Source organism: Kribbella sp. NPDC003505 (assembly GCF_040610875.1).
GTDB lineage: Bacteria > Actinomycetota > Actinomycetes > Propionibacteriales > Kribbellaceae > Kribbella.
Window position 1 is genome coordinate 114,476 of sequence record NZ_JBEXNA010000018.1, and the last position, 14,725, is coordinate 129,200.

Annotated in this window: 16 protein-coding genes and 1 tRNA gene; 8 read left to right on the forward strand and 9 right to left on the reverse strand. The window is 69.2% G+C overall.

Going from position 1 to position 14,725, the window contains the following annotated elements:
* Positions 1-60 precede the first annotated feature (60 nt).
* Both ABZX12_RS40445 and ABZX12_RS40450 read left to right on the forward strand, forming a co-directional pair.
* The gene (locus ABZX12_RS40445) at positions 61-762 is read left to right on the forward strand and encodes a GyrI-like domain-containing protein (RefSeq protein WP_355700783.1); all 702 of its coding nucleotides are present in this window, start codon (positions 61-63) and stop codon (positions 760-762) included.
* 93 nt (positions 763-855) lie between these two features.
* The gene (locus tag ABZX12_RS40450; protein WP_355700784.1) at positions 856-2,094 is read left to right on the forward strand and encodes an IS481 family transposase; all 1,239 of its coding nucleotides are present in this window, start codon (positions 856-858) and stop codon (positions 2,092-2,094) included.
* A gap of 13 nt (positions 2,095-2,107) precedes the next feature.
* On the opposite strand, the gene ABZX12_RS40455 is transcribed toward ABZX12_RS40450, so the two are convergent.
* The 8 genes from ABZX12_RS40455 to ABZX12_RS40490 form a co-directional block, all read right to left on the reverse strand.
* Positions 2,108-2,180, reverse strand: a tRNA-Ala gene (locus ABZX12_RS40455).
* Between the two features lie 72 nt (positions 2,181-2,252).
* Complete coding sequence (locus ABZX12_RS40460) at positions 2,253-3,035, reverse strand: hypothetical protein (protein WP_355700785.1); 783 nt, start codon at positions 3,033-3,035, stop codon at positions 2,253-2,255.
* A gap of 97 nt (positions 3,036-3,132) precedes the next feature.
* A complete protein-coding gene (locus ABZX12_RS40465; RefSeq protein ID WP_355700786.1) occupies positions 3,133-3,750 on the reverse strand; it encodes a GNAT family protein in 618 nt (205 codons plus the stop codon).
* Positions 3,750-4,238 (reverse strand): MogA/MoaB family molybdenum cofactor biosynthesis protein, encoded by a 489-nt coding sequence (locus ABZX12_RS40470; RefSeq protein WP_355700787.1) that lies wholly within the window; start codon positions 4,236-4,238, stop codon positions 3,750-3,752. Before ABZX12_RS40470 ends, ABZX12_RS40465 begins: the two co-directional genes overlap by 1 nt.
* The gene (gene moaC / locus ABZX12_RS40475) at positions 4,235-4,717 is read right to left on the reverse strand and encodes a cyclic pyranopterin monophosphate synthase MoaC (RefSeq protein ID WP_355700788.1); all 483 of its coding nucleotides are present in this window, start codon (positions 4,715-4,717) and stop codon (positions 4,235-4,237) included. The genes ABZX12_RS40470 and moaC overlap by 4 nt, the downstream gene beginning before the upstream one ends.
* Positions 4,717-5,937: a gephyrin-like molybdotransferase Glp gene (gene glp, locus ABZX12_RS40480; RefSeq protein ID WP_355700789.1), complete on the reverse strand. Its 1,221-nt coding sequence runs from the start codon at positions 5,935-5,937 to the stop codon at positions 4,717-4,719. Before glp ends, moaC begins: the two co-directional genes overlap by 1 nt.
* Before the next feature lie 77 nt (positions 5,938-6,014).
* The gene (locus ABZX12_RS40485) at positions 6,015-6,491 is read right to left on the reverse strand and encodes a GNAT family N-acetyltransferase (RefSeq protein ID WP_355700790.1); all 477 of its coding nucleotides are present in this window, start codon (positions 6,489-6,491) and stop codon (positions 6,015-6,017) included.
* Positions 6,488-7,873, reverse strand: coding sequence for a UTP--glucose-1-phosphate uridylyltransferase (locus tag ABZX12_RS40490; RefSeq protein WP_355700791.1), 1,386 nt, complete (start codon positions 7,871-7,873; stop codon positions 6,488-6,490). The genes ABZX12_RS40485 and ABZX12_RS40490 overlap by 4 nt, the downstream gene beginning before the upstream one ends.
* Before the next feature lie 65 nt (positions 7,874-7,938).
* Between ABZX12_RS40490 and ABZX12_RS40495 the strand changes: the two genes are divergently transcribed.
* The 3 genes from ABZX12_RS40495 to ABZX12_RS40505 are packed head-to-tail and all read left to right on the forward strand — an operon-like array spanning position 7,939 to position 10,455.
* Positions 7,939-8,499: a 5-formyltetrahydrofolate cyclo-ligase gene (locus ABZX12_RS40495; RefSeq protein WP_355700792.1), complete on the forward strand. Its 561-nt coding sequence runs from the start codon at positions 7,939-7,941 to the stop codon at positions 8,497-8,499.
* Positions 8,492-9,391 (forward strand): phosphotransferase, encoded by a 900-nt coding sequence (locus ABZX12_RS40500; RefSeq protein WP_355700793.1) that lies wholly within the window; start codon positions 8,492-8,494, stop codon positions 9,389-9,391. Before ABZX12_RS40495 ends, ABZX12_RS40500 begins: the two co-directional genes overlap by 8 nt.
* Complete coding sequence (locus tag ABZX12_RS40505; RefSeq protein ID WP_355700794.1) at positions 9,391-10,455, forward strand: serine hydrolase domain-containing protein; 1,065 nt, start codon at positions 9,391-9,393, stop codon at positions 10,453-10,455. The genes ABZX12_RS40500 and ABZX12_RS40505 overlap by 1 nt, the downstream gene beginning before the upstream one ends.
* On the opposite strand, the gene ABZX12_RS40510 is transcribed toward ABZX12_RS40505, so the two are convergent.
* Positions 10,456-12,996 (reverse strand): penicillin acylase family protein, encoded by a 2,541-nt coding sequence (locus ABZX12_RS40510; RefSeq protein WP_355700795.1) that lies wholly within the window; start codon positions 12,994-12,996, stop codon positions 10,456-10,458.
* A gap of 187 nt (positions 12,997-13,183) precedes the next feature.
* Between ABZX12_RS40510 and ABZX12_RS40515 the strand changes: the two genes are divergently transcribed.
* The 3 genes from ABZX12_RS40515 (at position 13,184) to mscL (ending at position 14,715) form a co-directional block, all read left to right on the forward strand.
* Positions 13,184-13,540 carry an FmdB family zinc ribbon protein gene (locus ABZX12_RS40515; protein WP_355700796.1) on the forward strand — a complete coding sequence of 119 codons (357 nt, stop codon included), beginning with the start codon at positions 13,184-13,186 and terminating at the stop codon, positions 13,538-13,540.
* A gap of 57 nt (positions 13,541-13,597) precedes the next feature.
* The gene (locus ABZX12_RS40520) at positions 13,598-14,212 is read left to right on the forward strand and encodes an SAF domain-containing protein (protein WP_355700797.1); all 615 of its coding nucleotides are present in this window, start codon (positions 13,598-13,600) and stop codon (positions 14,210-14,212) included.
* Between the two features lie 116 nt (positions 14,213-14,328).
* Positions 14,329-14,715 (forward strand): large conductance mechanosensitive channel protein MscL, encoded by a 387-nt coding sequence (mscL, locus tag ABZX12_RS40525; RefSeq protein ID WP_355700798.1) that lies wholly within the window; start codon positions 14,329-14,331, stop codon positions 14,713-14,715.
* The last annotated feature ends 10 nt before the right edge of the window (positions 14,716-14,725 follow it).

Here is a 14,725-nt window from a genome sequence, read left to right on the forward strand (position 1 = left end):
CAGCGCCGAGCCGGTCTTTAGCCCCTGGCCGGCCGCCGTCGGCACAGCCAGGCTGATGTCATGGAGACCTACGAGATCCTCGACGAACTGCGGCGGGAGCAGCACACAGCCGTCGCATCCGCGACGCTGGACGTGACGGAGATCGGCCCTTGGTTGTCCACCGTGTACGACGCCGTCGCCCGCACGATCATCACCCAAGGCACCTCGATCACCGGCCCCCCGTTCGCCCGCTACCACGCACTGGGCGACGCCCGCTTCGACGTAGAAGCCGGCTTCCCCGTCACGGCACCCATCAACTCGACCGACGAGGTCCACCCCTCGTCCCTGCCCGGCGGCCCGGCCGCCTGCACAATCCACGAAGGCCCGTACGACTCGATGGAGCCCGCCTACCAGGCCCTGACCACCTGGCTGACCACCCAGAACGCTGCGGCCGCCGGCGACCCCTGGGAGATCTACTTCAGCGACCCCACCACCAACCCAGACCCCAGCACCTGGAGGACCGAAGTAGTCCAGCCCTACACCCCCACTGACCCCTCCAGAGCCAACCGAACCACCAGTCCCGCGCCGACTGCCCAACCCAACCCAGTCCCGCGCCGACTGCCCAACCCAACCCAGGAGCCGAGCGAAGCGAAGGCGCAGGGGGTGCGGGTGGCGGAGCCCCCGCCCGCGGCAAGCGAAGCGCAGCCGCACAACACGACGAAGGCGAGGCGGCCAGCGCAGGAACTGCGCGGCACACCTCGCCTATCGTCTTCGTGGAGCTGAGGGTGTCCTCCGTCAGGACATACCGGACAGATCTCTCAAGACATGCCGGACTGGTTCTGAGGGTTTGGTTGGCGTGGTGTTGAGGCTGCGGATGTGTCCAAAGCCCGGCTGGTTGTCACCGCGATCGAGATCGAAGGACGTAGCGTCGCCGAGGTCGTTGCCGCGTACGGGGTGTCTCGCTCGTGGGTCTACGAACTGCTGGCCCGTTACCGCGCCGAAGGACAGGCGGCGTTCGAACCACGCTCACGCCGACCCAAGACCAGCCCGACCGCAACACCGCAGTCGACGGTCGACCTGATCATCACCGTCCGCAAACAGCTGACCGAGTCCGGCCTGGACGCCGGCCCGGACACGATCGCCTGGCATCTGCGGCACCGCCACCAGGTCACCGTCTCGGTCAGCACCGTCGCTCGCACCCTGACCCGCCAAGGCCTGGTGACACCGGAGCCGAAGAAGCGCCCGAAGAGCTCCTACCTGCGGTTCGAGGCCGAACAGCCCAACGAGACCTGGCAGTCCGACTTCACCCACTACCCACTCGCCGACGGCACCAACCACGGCACCGACACCGAGATCATCACCTGGCTCGACGACCACTCCCGCTACGCCCTGCACGTCTCGCCCCACCGCCACGTCACCGGCCAGATCGTGCTCGCCACGTTCACCGAAACCGCAGCCCAGCACGGCTATCCGGCCTCCGTGCTCACCGACAACGGCTTCGTCTACACCACCCGCTTCGTCGGCGGCCGCAACGGCCTGGAAACCGAACTCCGCCGGCTCGACATCATTCAAAAGAACTCCCGGCCCAACCACCCCACCACCTGCGGGAAAGTCGAACGGTTCCAGCAGACGATGAAGAACTGGCTGGCCGCACAACCCGACCAGCCCGCCGACCTGGACGAACTCCAGGCACTCCTCGACACCTTCGTGCAGATCTACAACCAGGCCCGCCCGCACCGGTCACTGCCTCACCGCGCGACCCCGGCCACCGCCTACCAGGCCCGCCCCAAGGCACGCCCCGGCGCCGACCGAAGCACCGACACCCACTACCGCGTGCTCCACGACGTCGCCGACCCAGCCGGCAAACTCACCCTGCGCCGCGCCGGCCGTCTCCACCACATCCCCATCGGCACCGAGCACGCCCGAACCCCCGTCCTCAAGCTCGTCGACGACCTTCACATCCGCATCATCAACGCCGCCACCGGCGAACTCCTCCGCGAGCTCACCCTCGACCCCACCCGCGACTACCAACCCCTCGGCCGACCCCCAGGCCCACCACCCAAAAACAGAAAACCGGACCCCCGACAGGGGTCCGGTCCGTCCGGGATCTCTTGAGAGATCACATTCGTGGAGCTGAGGGGATTCGAACCCCTGGCCTCTTCGTTGCGAACGAAGCGCGCTACCAACTGCGCCACAGCCCCGAGCTGGTCACCTGGTTTCCCTGGCGACCGCGAAACTCTAACACGTAGAGGCCCGCAGACTAAAACCGGATATCAGTCGCCGACCGCGCGCTTCACCTCGGGCAGTTCTTCGGGCTTGGGGGCGACGGTTTCGGCGATCGCGGGCTTGTCGGCGGGGTCCGTCGTGCGGGCGCTGGAGAAGACTTCGTCGTCGGTCAGCGAGATCGTCCGGACGGTGCGGTCGGGGGCCTTCTCCTTGAGCACGTACGTCGGCAGCGTCACCGGCACCGGGTCCCACAGGCCCTCCGACGGCTGCTTGACCTCGGGCTCCGGAGCAGGCTCGGCGGGGAGCTTGACCTCGATGGTCATCTCCTCGTCGGGTGTCGGCGCGGGCTTGCCGGCGGGACCGCGGTCGTGGCGTGCCTGGGCGCGGGCGCGCCGTTCCGCGGCGGCTTCCGCGCGGGCGCGGGCCTGGCGTCGCAGCTGCACCCTGGTGAGGACCACGAAGGCGGCGATCGACGCGCCCGGGATCGCCACCGACCACCACGGCAGCATCGCCAGTCCGGCAAGGGCGACGACGGACAGCAGCGAAAGCGTCAGGATCGACAGCACCCGCCGACGGCGCATCGCGGCCACCCGGCGGGCTCGGTTGGGAACGTACCGCTTGGGTGGCGACGGGTCGTCGGCGGCGGTCGAACCGGCCGGGCGTACGACGTACCGCGGCCGCGACGGGTCACGGGACAGGACGCGCGCTTCGGCGGACGACGGCACCACCGGGCGGCGCCGCGCTTCGTCGCCCCGCTTCAGCCACATCGGGACGAGGTAGGCGGCCCACGCGGCGACGATCGCCACATAGATCAGCCCTGTCGTCCCCATGCGACGACGCTAAGGCGCGGCGGGGGCCAGATGAGGTACGTGAGTCGGTGTGTCGCAAGAAGACTCGTGTGACTGATGTGAATAGCACGCAGGGTAATCAGCGCAGTCGCGCTACGAGACCGGGTCCGACCTCTTCGACGTTGAGCGCGAAGATGCGGTGATCGCGCCAGTCGCCGTCGATGTGCAGGAACCTCGGCCGCTCGCCTTCGTACCGGAAGCCGAGCTTCTCCACGACGCGCAGGCTGGCCTTGTTCTCCGGACGGATGGCTACTTCGATCCGGTGCAGGCCGAGGGTGAACCAGCAGTGGTCCGCGGCCATCGCGACCGCGGTCGGCACGATCCCGCGACCGGCGTACTGCTCGTCGACCCAGTAGCCGAGGTTCGCCCAGCGCGCCGAGCCGTACGTGATCCCGGACACGGTGAGCTGCCCGACCAGCGGCCATTTCGCCCGCGCGCCGGCGCCCGCGGCACCGCCGTACGTGATGACGAACGGCAGCATCCGCCCATACCGCGCCTGCCGGTTCCAGTCGCGTGCCATCGCGCGGAACGTCCGCGCACCGTCGTCCGCACCCGGCGGCTGCGTCGCGTCCCACGGCCGCAGCCAGCTGACGTTTCGCTGGCGTGCGGCGGCCCACTCGCTACCGTCGGCGGCTCGCAGTGGTCGCAGCCCGACCTGGCCGTGCTTCAGCTCGACGGGCCACTGGACAACTGCCATCAGTCGCCGTCCGTCCGGACGTGGTCGCCGCCGTGCACCTGCTCGACCGCGTGGCGCAGCAACGGCTCCAGCACGGCGAGGCCGTCCTTCACACCACCCCGTGAACCAGGCAGGTTGACGATGACCGTGCGACCGGCGACTCCCGCCAGCCCGCGGGACATCGAGGCCGTCGGTACGCCGTTGGCCACGCCGTACGCCCGGATGGCTTCGGCGATGCCCGGCACGACCTTCGTCAGCACGGCAGCTGTCTGCTCGGGTGTCTCGTCCGTCGGGGAGATCCCGGTGCCGCCGGTCGTCAGCACAACGTCGTACGAGGCCTCGACGGCCGCGCGAAGCGCATCACCGACCGGCGCGCCGTCGGGCACGACCTCAGGCCCTGACACGTCGAAACCCCACGATGCGAGCCGCGACGCGATCAGCGGACCCGTGGTGTCGGTGTAGACCCCAGCGGCCGCCCTGTTGGAGACGCTGACGACGAGAGCTCTCACGGCCGCTCCCAGTGCCCGGTCTTACCGCCTTCTTTCAGCTCGACCCGCACGTCGGTCAGCACCGCGGCCGGATCCAGCGCCTTCACCATGTCGATGACAGCCAGCCCGGCGACAGCGACCGCGGTCAACGCCTCCATCTCGACGCCGGTCCGGTCGGTGGTCTTCACCTGAGCCTGGATCAGCACAGCGTCGTCGGCGACCTCCAGGTCGACCTTGGCGCCGGTGATCGCGATCGGATGGCACAGCGGGACCAGATCGGGTGTCCGCTTCGCGCCCATGATGCCGGCGATCCGCGCGACCCCTAAAGCGTCGCCTTTCGGTACGCCGTCGCCGCGCAGCGCCGCCACCACCTCGGCCGAGACCAGAACCTTGCCGCTGGCAACAGCTCGCCGCGCCCCGGTCTCCTTCGCCGACACGTCGACCATCCGCGCGGCCCCGGTCTCGTCGACATGGGTCAGGCCCGTGGGCGGCTCGGTCATCAGACATCCCCTAACAGCATCAGCTCGACCTGATCGCCGGCGCGGACCGAGGTCACGTCCTCGGGCACCACGATCAGCGCGTTCGCCCGGCTCAACCCGCCCAGCAGGTGTGAGCCGTGCCCGCCGACTGTACTGGCCATCCAGCCCTCGTCGCCGGACGTGGCCGCCGCGCGGACGAACTGCCGCCGCCCCGCGGGCGAGCTGAACCCGTCCAGCGTCACGCCCGGGACCAGCGCCCGCCGGTACGGCATCTGTCCCATCATCTTGCGCAGCGCGGGCCGCACGAACACCTCGAACGAGATGTACGCCGAGACCGGGTTGCCGGGCAGCGTGAAGATCGGGATCTCGTCCTCCCCGATCACCCCGAACCCCTGCGGCTTCCCCGGCTGCATCGCGACCTGCGGAAAGTCGACCGTGCCGAGTTTGGAGAGCTCCTCCTTCACGATGTCGTACGCGCCCATGCTGACGCCGCCGGTGGTGATGACCAGGTCGGCGCGGACCAACTGGTCGGACAGCGTGTCCATGATCCGTTTGGGGTCGTCGTCCACGATGCCGACGCGATACACCACCGCCCCGGCGTCCCGCGCGCACGCTGCCAGGGTGTAACTGTTCGAGTCGTAGATCTGCCCATCGCCCAAACGGCTGCCCGGCTCGCGCAGCTCGGCGCCGGTCGAGATCACCACGACCCGCGGCCGCGGTCTCGCCTTCACTCGCGCCCGGCCGACCGCGGCGAGCACGGCGATCTGCCGCGGGCCGAGGACCGTGTCGCCGTCCAGCACCTGCGCCCCGGCCGTCACGTCCTCGCCCGCACGCCGCACCGACCCGCCGAGCGGCGGCTGCTGCGTGATCCGCACGCTGACCGTCCCGCCGTCGGTCCACTCGACCGGCACCACACTGTCCGCCCCGCGCGGCATCGGCGCACCGGTCATGATCCGCACACAGGTCCCGGGGGTGACCACGATCGGCTCGCTGTGCCCGGCCCGGAACTCCCCGACCACCGGCAGGGTGATCGGGTTCTCGTCCGAGGCGCCGGCCAGATCGGCCGCCTGAACGGCATACCCGTCCATGGCGGAGTTGTCGAAGCCCGGCAGGCTCACCCCCGAGACGATGTCCTCGCAGAGCACCAGCCCGACCGCGTCCATCAACGGCTGGTCGAACGCCGGCAGGGCCGCGACCCGACCGAGTACGACCTCTAGATGCTCATCCACACTTCGTCTCACGAGCTCGACCCTAATCCACGGATCCGCCGTTCCAGGGGATAGTTCCGGGAGGGTGCGCCAAGAAGTCCGGCCGGGTTCTAGGTCCGGTCCGCCTCCGGGTGGCGACCCCACACCATGCGGATGTCCGGGGCGCGTTCCTCGTTGGCCGCGCCGTCGGTACGGCGAACCTCCTGGAAGCCGTGCCGCGAGTAGAAGGCCTGTGCGCGCGTGTTGCTCTGGAACGTCCACAACGCCAGACCGCCGGGCCGCAGATCCTTGGCCAGCTCGACGAGGGCCGAGCCGATGCCCTGGCCGGCCGCCTCCGGGGCGACGTACAGCTGGTCGAGGTCGTCGCCGTCGAGCGTCAGCACCGCGACGATCCGGCCGTCGTCGAGCGCGAGCCACGTCTGCCCGTCCGGCAGCAGTACGTCGGCGAACCAGGTGGCGACCTGCTCCGCGGTATGGATCGCCGGCGGCAGCTGAGCCCCGTCGGCGTGGCGGGACCGCCACCACAGCGCGGCCGCCTCGCCGGTGTCGGACGGCTCCAGCGGACGCACCAGGAGGTCGTCGATCAACGCAGTTCGGTTCCGTCCGGGATCACCCGGCGCTCGCCGTCGGGCGCGGTCACCTCGACGTCCCCGACCACCACCACGTCCTTGCCGAAGGCAACATCGCCGCGGACCTCCAGCCGGTCGGCGCGGACCAGCGACGGCACGCCGGCCGCGAACCGGGCGTCGAAATCGGCGAGGATCTTGAAGTACTCGGGGTCCAGGTCGACGTACGGCTCGTCGCCCTCGTGGGTCGTGGTCAGGTCGCCGGCCTCGTCGAGCTCGTACACGTCCGAGCGCAGCACCAGCAGGTCGTTGGTGGTCTTGACCGGCTTGAACCTGCTGCGGTCGACGACCACGGCCTGCGATCCCTCGAAGGTCTCGATCGCGGTCCCCATCCCGGTCTCCAGCTGGATCACCTTCGGCGAGGACGGGTCGGCCGGGTCGACGGTCTTGCGGTTCACGATGATCGGCAGCCCGAGGATCCCGTCGTGCCCCGCCATCAGCTCGGCGAACCGGTCCAGGTCGATCCAGAGGTTGTTGGTGTTGAACATCTTGTGCCGGGTGATGTCCTGGAAGTACTGCGTGTCCTCGTCCGCGACCTGCGCGCTGTCGCGCAGGATCAGCCGGCCGTCGGAGGTGCGGACCGCGACGTGACCGCCCTTGCGGTCGGACCGCGTCCGCCGGCAGACCTCCATCCCGAACGGCACGTCGTGCTCGGCCATCCAGGCCGCGATCCGCGCGTCCGGGGTGGCGCCGAGGTTGTCGGCGTTCGAGATGAACGCGTGCCGGAAACCGCGTTCCCGCAACGCGTCGAGGGTGCCGGAGGCGACCAGGGCGGTGAACAGGTCACCGTGCCCGGGCGGGCACCAGGCGAGCTCCGGGTCCGCCTCCCACTCGGCCGGCGTCAGGTCGTCGGCGAGCAGCTTCGGCTCCATGTTCTGCAGGAAGTCGAGCGGCAGGCCGTCGACCGCGAGCCCGTCGTACTCGCTCAGGATCTGCAGCGACTCGGTCCTGGTACGGAACGAGTTCATCAGCACCAGCGGCAGCGGTACGTCGTAGGCCCGCCGGGTGCTCAGGATCTGGCGGGCGATGATGTCCAGGAAGCTCAGCCCGTTCTTCACCGGCAGCGCGGACTTCGGGCCGGTGACGCCCATCGACGTACCGAGGCCGCCGTTGAGCTTGATGACCACCGTCTCGGCGAGCGCGGCGCGGAGCGCGTCCGGATCGGTGTCCAGGTGGTCCAGGTGTGGCAGCTCGCCTACCGGCTCGATGTCGGCCTCGCGGATCTTCCCCTGCTGACCGGACTCGAGCAGCTGGTAGTAGTGCGTGAAGACGCGAATCGCGACGTCGGCAGCGCCGGCCGCGCGCATCTTCTCCTGCGCTTGTCTGAGACCCACCTCACCCATGCACCAACCCTAGGGGACGCACGGTAATCCCAGTGTTGCGCGCGTCACGCTCATACGATCGGACTGTGTTCCAGACGAAGGCCGTGGCGCGGCAGCATTTCCTGGCGGCGCGGGGGCAGCGGCCCCGCGCGGAGGGACTGCTGGCGAGCGCCCAACAGGTGCTGCCCGAGGTGTACCGAGTCGCGCTCTACGTGTCCAGGGGGCCGGAGCCCCAGACCGGCGCACTGATCGACTGGCTGCTCGCGACGCACCGCGAGGTGCTGCTGCCGATCCTGTACGCAGACAACGACCTGGGGTGGGGCGTCGCACCCGGCGCAGCTGATCTGGTGCCCGGTCGGCTCGGTCTGTCCGAGCCGCCGATCGACCTGGGCTCCGACGCGATCGCCACCGCCGACCTGGTCATTTGCCCGGCCCTGGCAGTCGCCCGCGACGGCGCGCGCCTCGGCCGCGGCGGCGGCTCGTACGACCGTGCGCTCGCCCGCGTCCGCCCCGGTACGCCGGTGTGGGCAGCCGTCTACGACACGGAGATCGTCGACGCCCTCCCCTGCGACACGCACGACCAGCCGGTCGACGCCGCACTGACGCCAAATCGGTTGATCCCGCTGCGAAGATCAGGAGATGACTGAGACCGCGGTTCAAGCCGCAGCCACAGCCGCACGTTCCCTCGGCCTCACGGTCACCGAGCCGACTGTCCTCTACGAGGCGTTCTCGACAGTCGTGCACCTGCAGCCGTCCCCTGTCGTCGCGCGGGTGCCTATGAACCTGCCAGGCGACCTGCAACAGGAACCAGAGCGCCAGCAGCGCGAGCTCGACGTGGTGACCTGGCTGGTGGACCAGGGTGTGCCCGTGGTGCCGCCGAGCCCTCTGGTACCGCTGAAACCGGCGGAGCAGGACGGGCTGACCATGACCTTCTGGACGTACGTCGAGGTCGACAAGGCCGCTGAACCGGACTACATCGCGGCGACGGCGCGAGTACCGGAGCTACACGCTCAGCTCGCGGGCTACCCGGGCGAGCTGTCCTGGATGACTCCGCTGCGGTTGATCGGATCCGGTCTGGCGACAGCTGAGGCGGTGCCGGGTCTGCTCGAGCAGGACGACCTGGACCGGGCGAGAGCCGAGTGGAAGGTGCTGGAGCCGGTCCTGACCAGCAGGTCCGGCTTCGCGGCGGTCTTTCCGTCCGCGACCGTCCAGCCGCTGCACGGCGACGCCCCGTCGTGGAACCTCATCACCACCGTCGACGGGCCGCTGTGGGCCGACTTCGAGGACGTGTCCGTCGGTCCGCTCGAGTGGGACCTCGCCGACTTCGGCCCGGACCTGTGCCACGCGTACGACGAGGGCGCGCGCTCCCGCGGGCTCCCGACGCTGGACCCCCGCGTCCAGCAGGTGATGGACCTGGCCCGCGCGCTCCAGGTTCTGGTGTGCACCCCACTGGTCCCGCAGTTCCCCGGATTGGCCGACGGCATCCGTATGTTCGCTGGGCAGTGGCGGGAGATGCCGTTCGCTGCTGGACTGAGCTGATGCTGCAGAGATACGTCGACAGCGGCGTGGTGCCCGGTCTGATCAGCCTGTTGAGCCGAGGCGACGAGACACGCGTCGAGGTGCTCGGTAGGACGGCGTACGACGGCCCGGAGCTGCAGCGCGACAGCCTGTTCCGCATCGCGTCGTTGACGAAGCCGATCGTCGCGGCCGCGACCATGGTCCTGGTCGACGAGCTTCGGTTGTCCCTGGACGCACCAGTTGGCGACGTACTGCCGGAGCTGGCGCACCCCGTCGTACTGCGGGATCCGGACGGACCGCTCGACGACACAGTGCCGGCGGAGCGGCCGATCACGGTCAGGGACCTGCTCACCTTCCGGCTCGGGCTGGGCGAATCGGACAACGCTTCGCTGCGGCAGCGAGAGGAGGAACTGGAGCTCCACACCTTCGGACCACCTGTGCCGCGGACGCCGCTTGAGCCGGGCGAGTGGATGCGGCGGCTCGGAACGCTGCCGTTGCAGTACCAGCCGGGTGAGCGCTGGCTGTACTCGACGGGATCGCATGTGCTCGGCGTACTCATCGCACGGGTCACCGGTCAGCCCCTGGAGGACTTCCTGCGCGAGCGGATCTTCGAGCCGCTGGGGATGCGCGACACCGGGTTCACGGCGGTGGATCCGGGGCGGCTGACCACGGCGTACGTCGGTGAGGATCTGCTGGACCCGGCTGCGGACAGCGAGTGGCTGACGCCGCCGTCGTTCCCTGATGCGAGCGGTGGACTCGTTTCGACGGTCGACGACTTCCACGCCTTCGCCCGGATGCTGCTCACCGGCGGCGCCGGTGTGTTGTCGCCGGCAGCGGCCGCCGAGATGACGACCGATCAGCTCACCCCGAAGCAGCGTGCCGCGGCCGCTGACTTCCTCGGGCCGGAGACCGGCTGGGGATACGGGGTGTCCGTCAGCGCCGACCGGTACGGCTGGGCAGGCGGTCTGGGAACGCTGTGGTCGACCAGCCCGGTCGACGGGACCATTTCGATCCTGCTGACCCAGCGGGCGCTCTGGACCTGGCCGGAGGAGCTGTTCGCCGAGGCCGTCGCGCCCGCCTGGTGACTACCGGTCCGGTCTCGTGAACGTCAGGGAGTGCTTGCGGGTCGCCTCTACAGCGCCCTTGGTGTAGGCCCACTGCAGGGTTTCGCCCTTGACCCACAGGTCGGTCTGGTCGGTGTAGTTCGACGAGAACGCGTGGCCCGAGACACCGGTCAGGTTGACCCAGCGGGACTTGTCGAAGTCCGACAGGTCGACGACCATTCGCATCGACGGGGTCGCCGTCACGGCGTACCCCTCAGCGGCGTCCCAGCCGGTGGCGTCGACGATCGACGCGCCGCCGCCCAGCTCGTACGGCCCGCGGTTGAAGATCTTCCGGACCAGGCTGATGTCCGACGTCCCCAGCGTCTGGTTGGTCAGCGTGAGCTTGTGCAGCCGGCCCCACTGCCAGTTCGACGGCTCCCGCGCCATCTTCTGGGTGATCTCGGTCCGCGCGTTGATCAGTGCCTCGCGCAGGATGTCGTCGCGGCTCTCCCGCTGCGGCGTCCCGATGTTGTCCCACCAACTGCTGTTCTGCTGCGCGATCAGCGTGTGAATGACCTCGAACCACCTCGATCCGCCGTCCGGCCAGGTGCCCTCGGGCATCTGGTCGTGGAAGGTCAGCGCGAGCAGGTTGCGCCAGACCACGTTGAAGTAGGCCGCGGCCGCGGAGTCCGGCGGCTGGGTGAAGTCCCAGTTCCGCAGGGTTTCCTGGCCCTGCTTGTCGAACGCGTCGTCGATGCTGATCCGGAGCAGGTACGGGACGATCATCTCGGCGATCTTGTTCTTGGTGTCCAGCTGGATCGACGCCATCGCGTTCGCGTCCAGCTTTCCGGCCGCCTTGATCCGGTCGAGGATCTGCTGCGACCGGTAGCCGTAGTCCCAGGAGTTCGTCAGGTAGTAGCTGTACGCGTTCGGCACCACGGCCTGGTTGGCGGTGACGATGATGCCGTCCGGCGGATCGAACTCGGTCGGCAGCGCGTCGAACGGGACGTATCCCTTCCAGGCGTACTTCGGGTCCCAGCCCGGGACCGGCCAGTCGCCGCGGCCGGTGGTGCGGATCGGGACCAGCCCAGGCGCCTGGTAGCCGATGTGGCCGTCGGTGTCGGCGTACACCAGGTTCTGCGAGGGCACCTCGAACTGCTGCGCGGCGGCCCGGAACTCGGTCCAGTTCTGGGCGATGTTGATCGCGAACAGCGCGTCGGCGGTCCGGCCCGGGTTCAGCGCGGTCCACTGCAGTGCGACGCCGTACGGCGTCGGGTACTTCGCCTGCGCGGCGGCGGACTCGCCCACCTTGCGCTCGTCGTCGCCGACGTCGGAGATGAGCGGACCGTGCCGGGTCTCGCGGACAGTGATCTTCACCGGCTCGTCCTCGCCGGCCAACTTGAACGTCTCCTCACGGGTGGCCATGGCGCGCCACTTGTTGTTGTAGAGGACGTTGTTGCCGTCGATCCGCTCCAGGTACAGGTCCTGGACGTCCGGGTCGAGGTTGGTGAAGCCCCAGGAGATCGCGTTGTTGTGCCCGATCACTACGCCGGGCAGACCGGAGAAGCTGAAGCCGGAGACGTCGAACGGACAGCTCCTGCCGACGTTGTTGCAGTGCAGGCCGACCTGCGTCCAGATGCCCGGCATGGTCGCGCCCAGGTGCGGGTCGTTGGCCAGCAGCGGCTTGCCGGTCGTCGTGTGGTCACCGGAGACCACCCAGGAGTTCGAGCCGACGCCGTCGCCCTGGCCGAGCAGCTCGGGCAGGCCTTTCGCGACCTTCTGCACCGAGTCCAGCGACTTCAGGAGGTCCTGGGTGAGCATCCCGCGGCGGAGCTCCGGGCTGACCGGCGCGGTGGTGAACTTACCGTCCTTGCCGATCGAGCCGCCGGACAGGATCGGCTGGTTCCGGTCGTACGGGTACTGCGGATAGAGGCTCTCCACGTTGCGCGCCGGGAACGCCGACAGCAGCTTCGTCCGGGTGACCTCCTCGTCCAGGTTGCCGCCGAGGTCCCACGCCATCGCCTTCAGCCACGCCAGCGAGTCCGCGGCGGTCCAGGGCTCGGGGCGGTAGTTCTTCGGCCCGCCCGGCTGGAGGGAGAGGACGCCGTACTCCAGGCTCAGACCTGAGCCGCTGTGCGTGGCGAGGTAGGCGTTGACGCCCCGGGCGTAGTCGTCGAGGTACTGCCGGGTGGTCGGGCTGAGCAGCGGCAGTTCCTTCTCCGCGACCCGCCGCCAGCCGAGGGTCCGGGTGAACTTGTCCGTCTCGAGCGCTGTCTTGCCGAACAGCTCGCTCAGCCGGCCGGACGTGACGTGCCGGCGGAAGTCCATCTCGAAGAACCGGTCCTGCGCATGCACGTACCCCTGCGCGGCGAACAGGTCGGCCGGGCTGTCGGCGTAGATCTGCGGGATGCCGTTGGCGTCCCTGACCACACTGACGTCGGCGTCCAGGCCGTCCAGCTCGATCGTTCCGTCGTACGTCGGGAACGAGTGGCGGACGACGAAGACGACGGTTCCCGCGATCACCAGGAGGACCGTGGCGAGGGCGATTCCGCTGATGATGACGACTCGAAGCAGGCGACGCACGGACCAACCGTAGAGAATCCCTCCGCCCTCCCCAAATGGGGTCCCTCACAACTTTGCGTTGCTCTGCGTCGGCTGGACATGGACGCAGAGTTGAGGTAGGTGGACACGGGTTTGGAATACTTCGGGCGGCTGACGCATTATTAGCAGTCGGGTAGTAGGAGTGCCAGCGGCCTGAAGGGAACCGACCGTGCCGACGTACCAGTACCAGTGCACCGACTGTGGCGAAGCGCTCGAGGTGCGCCAGAGCTTCACGGACGATGCTCTGACCGTGTGCCCGAACTGCCAGGGCAGCCTGCGCAAGGTCTTCAACGCCGTGGGCGTCGTGTTCAAGGGCTCCGGCTTCTACCGGACCGACAGCCGGTCGTCCGGCAACGGCTCGGCGCCGGCGAAGGCGGAGTCGTCCGCCTCGTCGTCCGGCTCGTCCTCGTCCTCTTCTTCGTCGACCTCTTCGTCGACGTCCTCGGGATCGTCGGCCACCGGGTCCTCGGCATCGTCCTCGTCCTCGAGCAGCTCGTCGTCGTCCTCGGGCTCCAGCGCGGCCTGACCGCCGCCTGTGGATAACTGAAGGGCGGTTGCCGGAGAAACTCGTACCTTCTCCGGCATGAAAATCCCTTCCTTGCGTGACCTGCTCCGGGCCGCCCGGTGGCACCGTCGGTTGCTCGCCGGCGTCGCCGCCGCGGCCGCCGTGTACTTCGGGCTTCTCGCCCTCTCCCCCGCGCCGCCGCCGACCGTCGCGGTGCTGGCCGCCGCGCGCGACCTGACCGGCGGCGTCACCCCGGCGCGCGACGATCTGCGGACCGTCGACCTGCCAGCCGGTGCGGTGCCGACCGGTGCGCTCAGACCGGGCAGCGAGCTGACGAATCGCGTCCTCAGCGGACCGGTCAGAGCCGGGGAACCGCTCACCGACGCCAGATTCCTGGTTCCGTCGGCCGTGCCGTCCGGCTCGGTCGCCTACCCGTTCCGCGTCGACGACTCCGACGTCACCGCCCTGCTCCGGGTCGGCGACCGCGTCAATCTGTACGCCGCCGCGAGCACGACCGCCGACGCTGCCACCGTGGTGGCCCGTGCCGTTCGCGTGGTTGCGCTGCCGGCGCCCAGGTCGGCCACCTCGGGAGCGCTGATCGTGGTCGCTGCCGCCCCGGACGTCGCAGCCCGACTGGCCCAGTCCGGTGCGAACTCGCGTATCACCGTGGCGCTGGCGCCGGACACGAGTTGATCACTCTTCGGACCTGTTGCGGCACGATGTGTCACCGTGCGGCGCGGTCGCTCGCTCTGATGAACGCGCAGCCCTAACTTGTCCGGGTACAACCACCCGCTTCGTGGAGGCACCACATGCTCAAGGGCTTCAAGGAATTCATCATGCGCGGCAACGTCGTCGACCTCGCGGTCGCCGTCGTCATCGGCACAGCGTTCGGCGCGATCGTGACCGCACTCGTGGAGGGGCTGATCAACCCGCTGGTCGCCGCGATCTTCGGCAAGGCCGACATCAGCAAGGTCTGGAACTTCGACGTGAACGGCGCGCACTTCTCGATCGGCAAGATCCTGCAGGCCGGTCTCAACTTCCTGTTCGTCGCGGCAGCCGTCTACTTCTTCATCGTGATGCCGCTGAACAAGCTGGCCGAGCGTCGCAAGCGCGGCCAGGAGCCCGAGCCGGCCCCGCTGACCACCGATCAGGAACTGCTCACCGAGATCCGGGACCTGCTGAGCGCCCGCCGGTAACTCCCGCGGC

What these genes read in the sequence shown, in the direction of transcription:
- ABZX12_RS40445 (WP_355700783.1), top strand. Translation starts at nt 61, where the DNA reads ATGGAGACCTACGAGATCCTCGACGAACTGCGGCGGGAGCAGCACACA.
- ABZX12_RS40460 (WP_355700785.1), bottom strand. Translation starts at nt 3,035, where the DNA reads ATGGGGACGACAGGGCTGATCTATGTGGCGATCGTCGCCGCGTGGGCC.
- ABZX12_RS40465 (WP_355700786.1), bottom strand. Translation starts at nt 3,750, where the DNA reads ATGGCAGTTGTCCAGTGGCCCGTCGAGCTGAAGCACGGCCAGGTCGGG.
- moaC (WP_355700788.1), bottom strand. Translation starts at nt 4,717, where the DNA reads ATGACCGAGCCGCCCACGGGCCTGACCCATGTCGACGAGACCGGGGCC.
- ABZX12_RS40490 (WP_355700791.1), bottom strand. Translation starts at nt 7,873, where the DNA reads ATGGGTGAGGTGGGTCTCAGACAAGCGCAGGAGAAGATGCGCGCGGCC.
- ABZX12_RS40500 (WP_355700793.1), top strand. Translation starts at nt 8,492, where the DNA reads ATGACTGAGACCGCGGTTCAAGCCGCAGCCACAGCCGCACGTTCCCTC.
- ABZX12_RS40505 (WP_355700794.1), top strand. Translation starts at nt 9,391, where the DNA reads ATGCTGCAGAGATACGTCGACAGCGGCGTGGTGCCCGGTCTGATCAGC.
- ABZX12_RS40520 (WP_355700797.1), top strand. Translation starts at nt 13,598, where the DNA reads ATGAAAATCCCTTCCTTGCGTGACCTGCTCCGGGCCGCCCGGTGGCAC.
- mscL (WP_355700798.1), top strand. Translation starts at nt 14,329, where the DNA reads ATGCTCAAGGGCTTCAAGGAATTCATCATGCGCGGCAACGTCGTCGAC.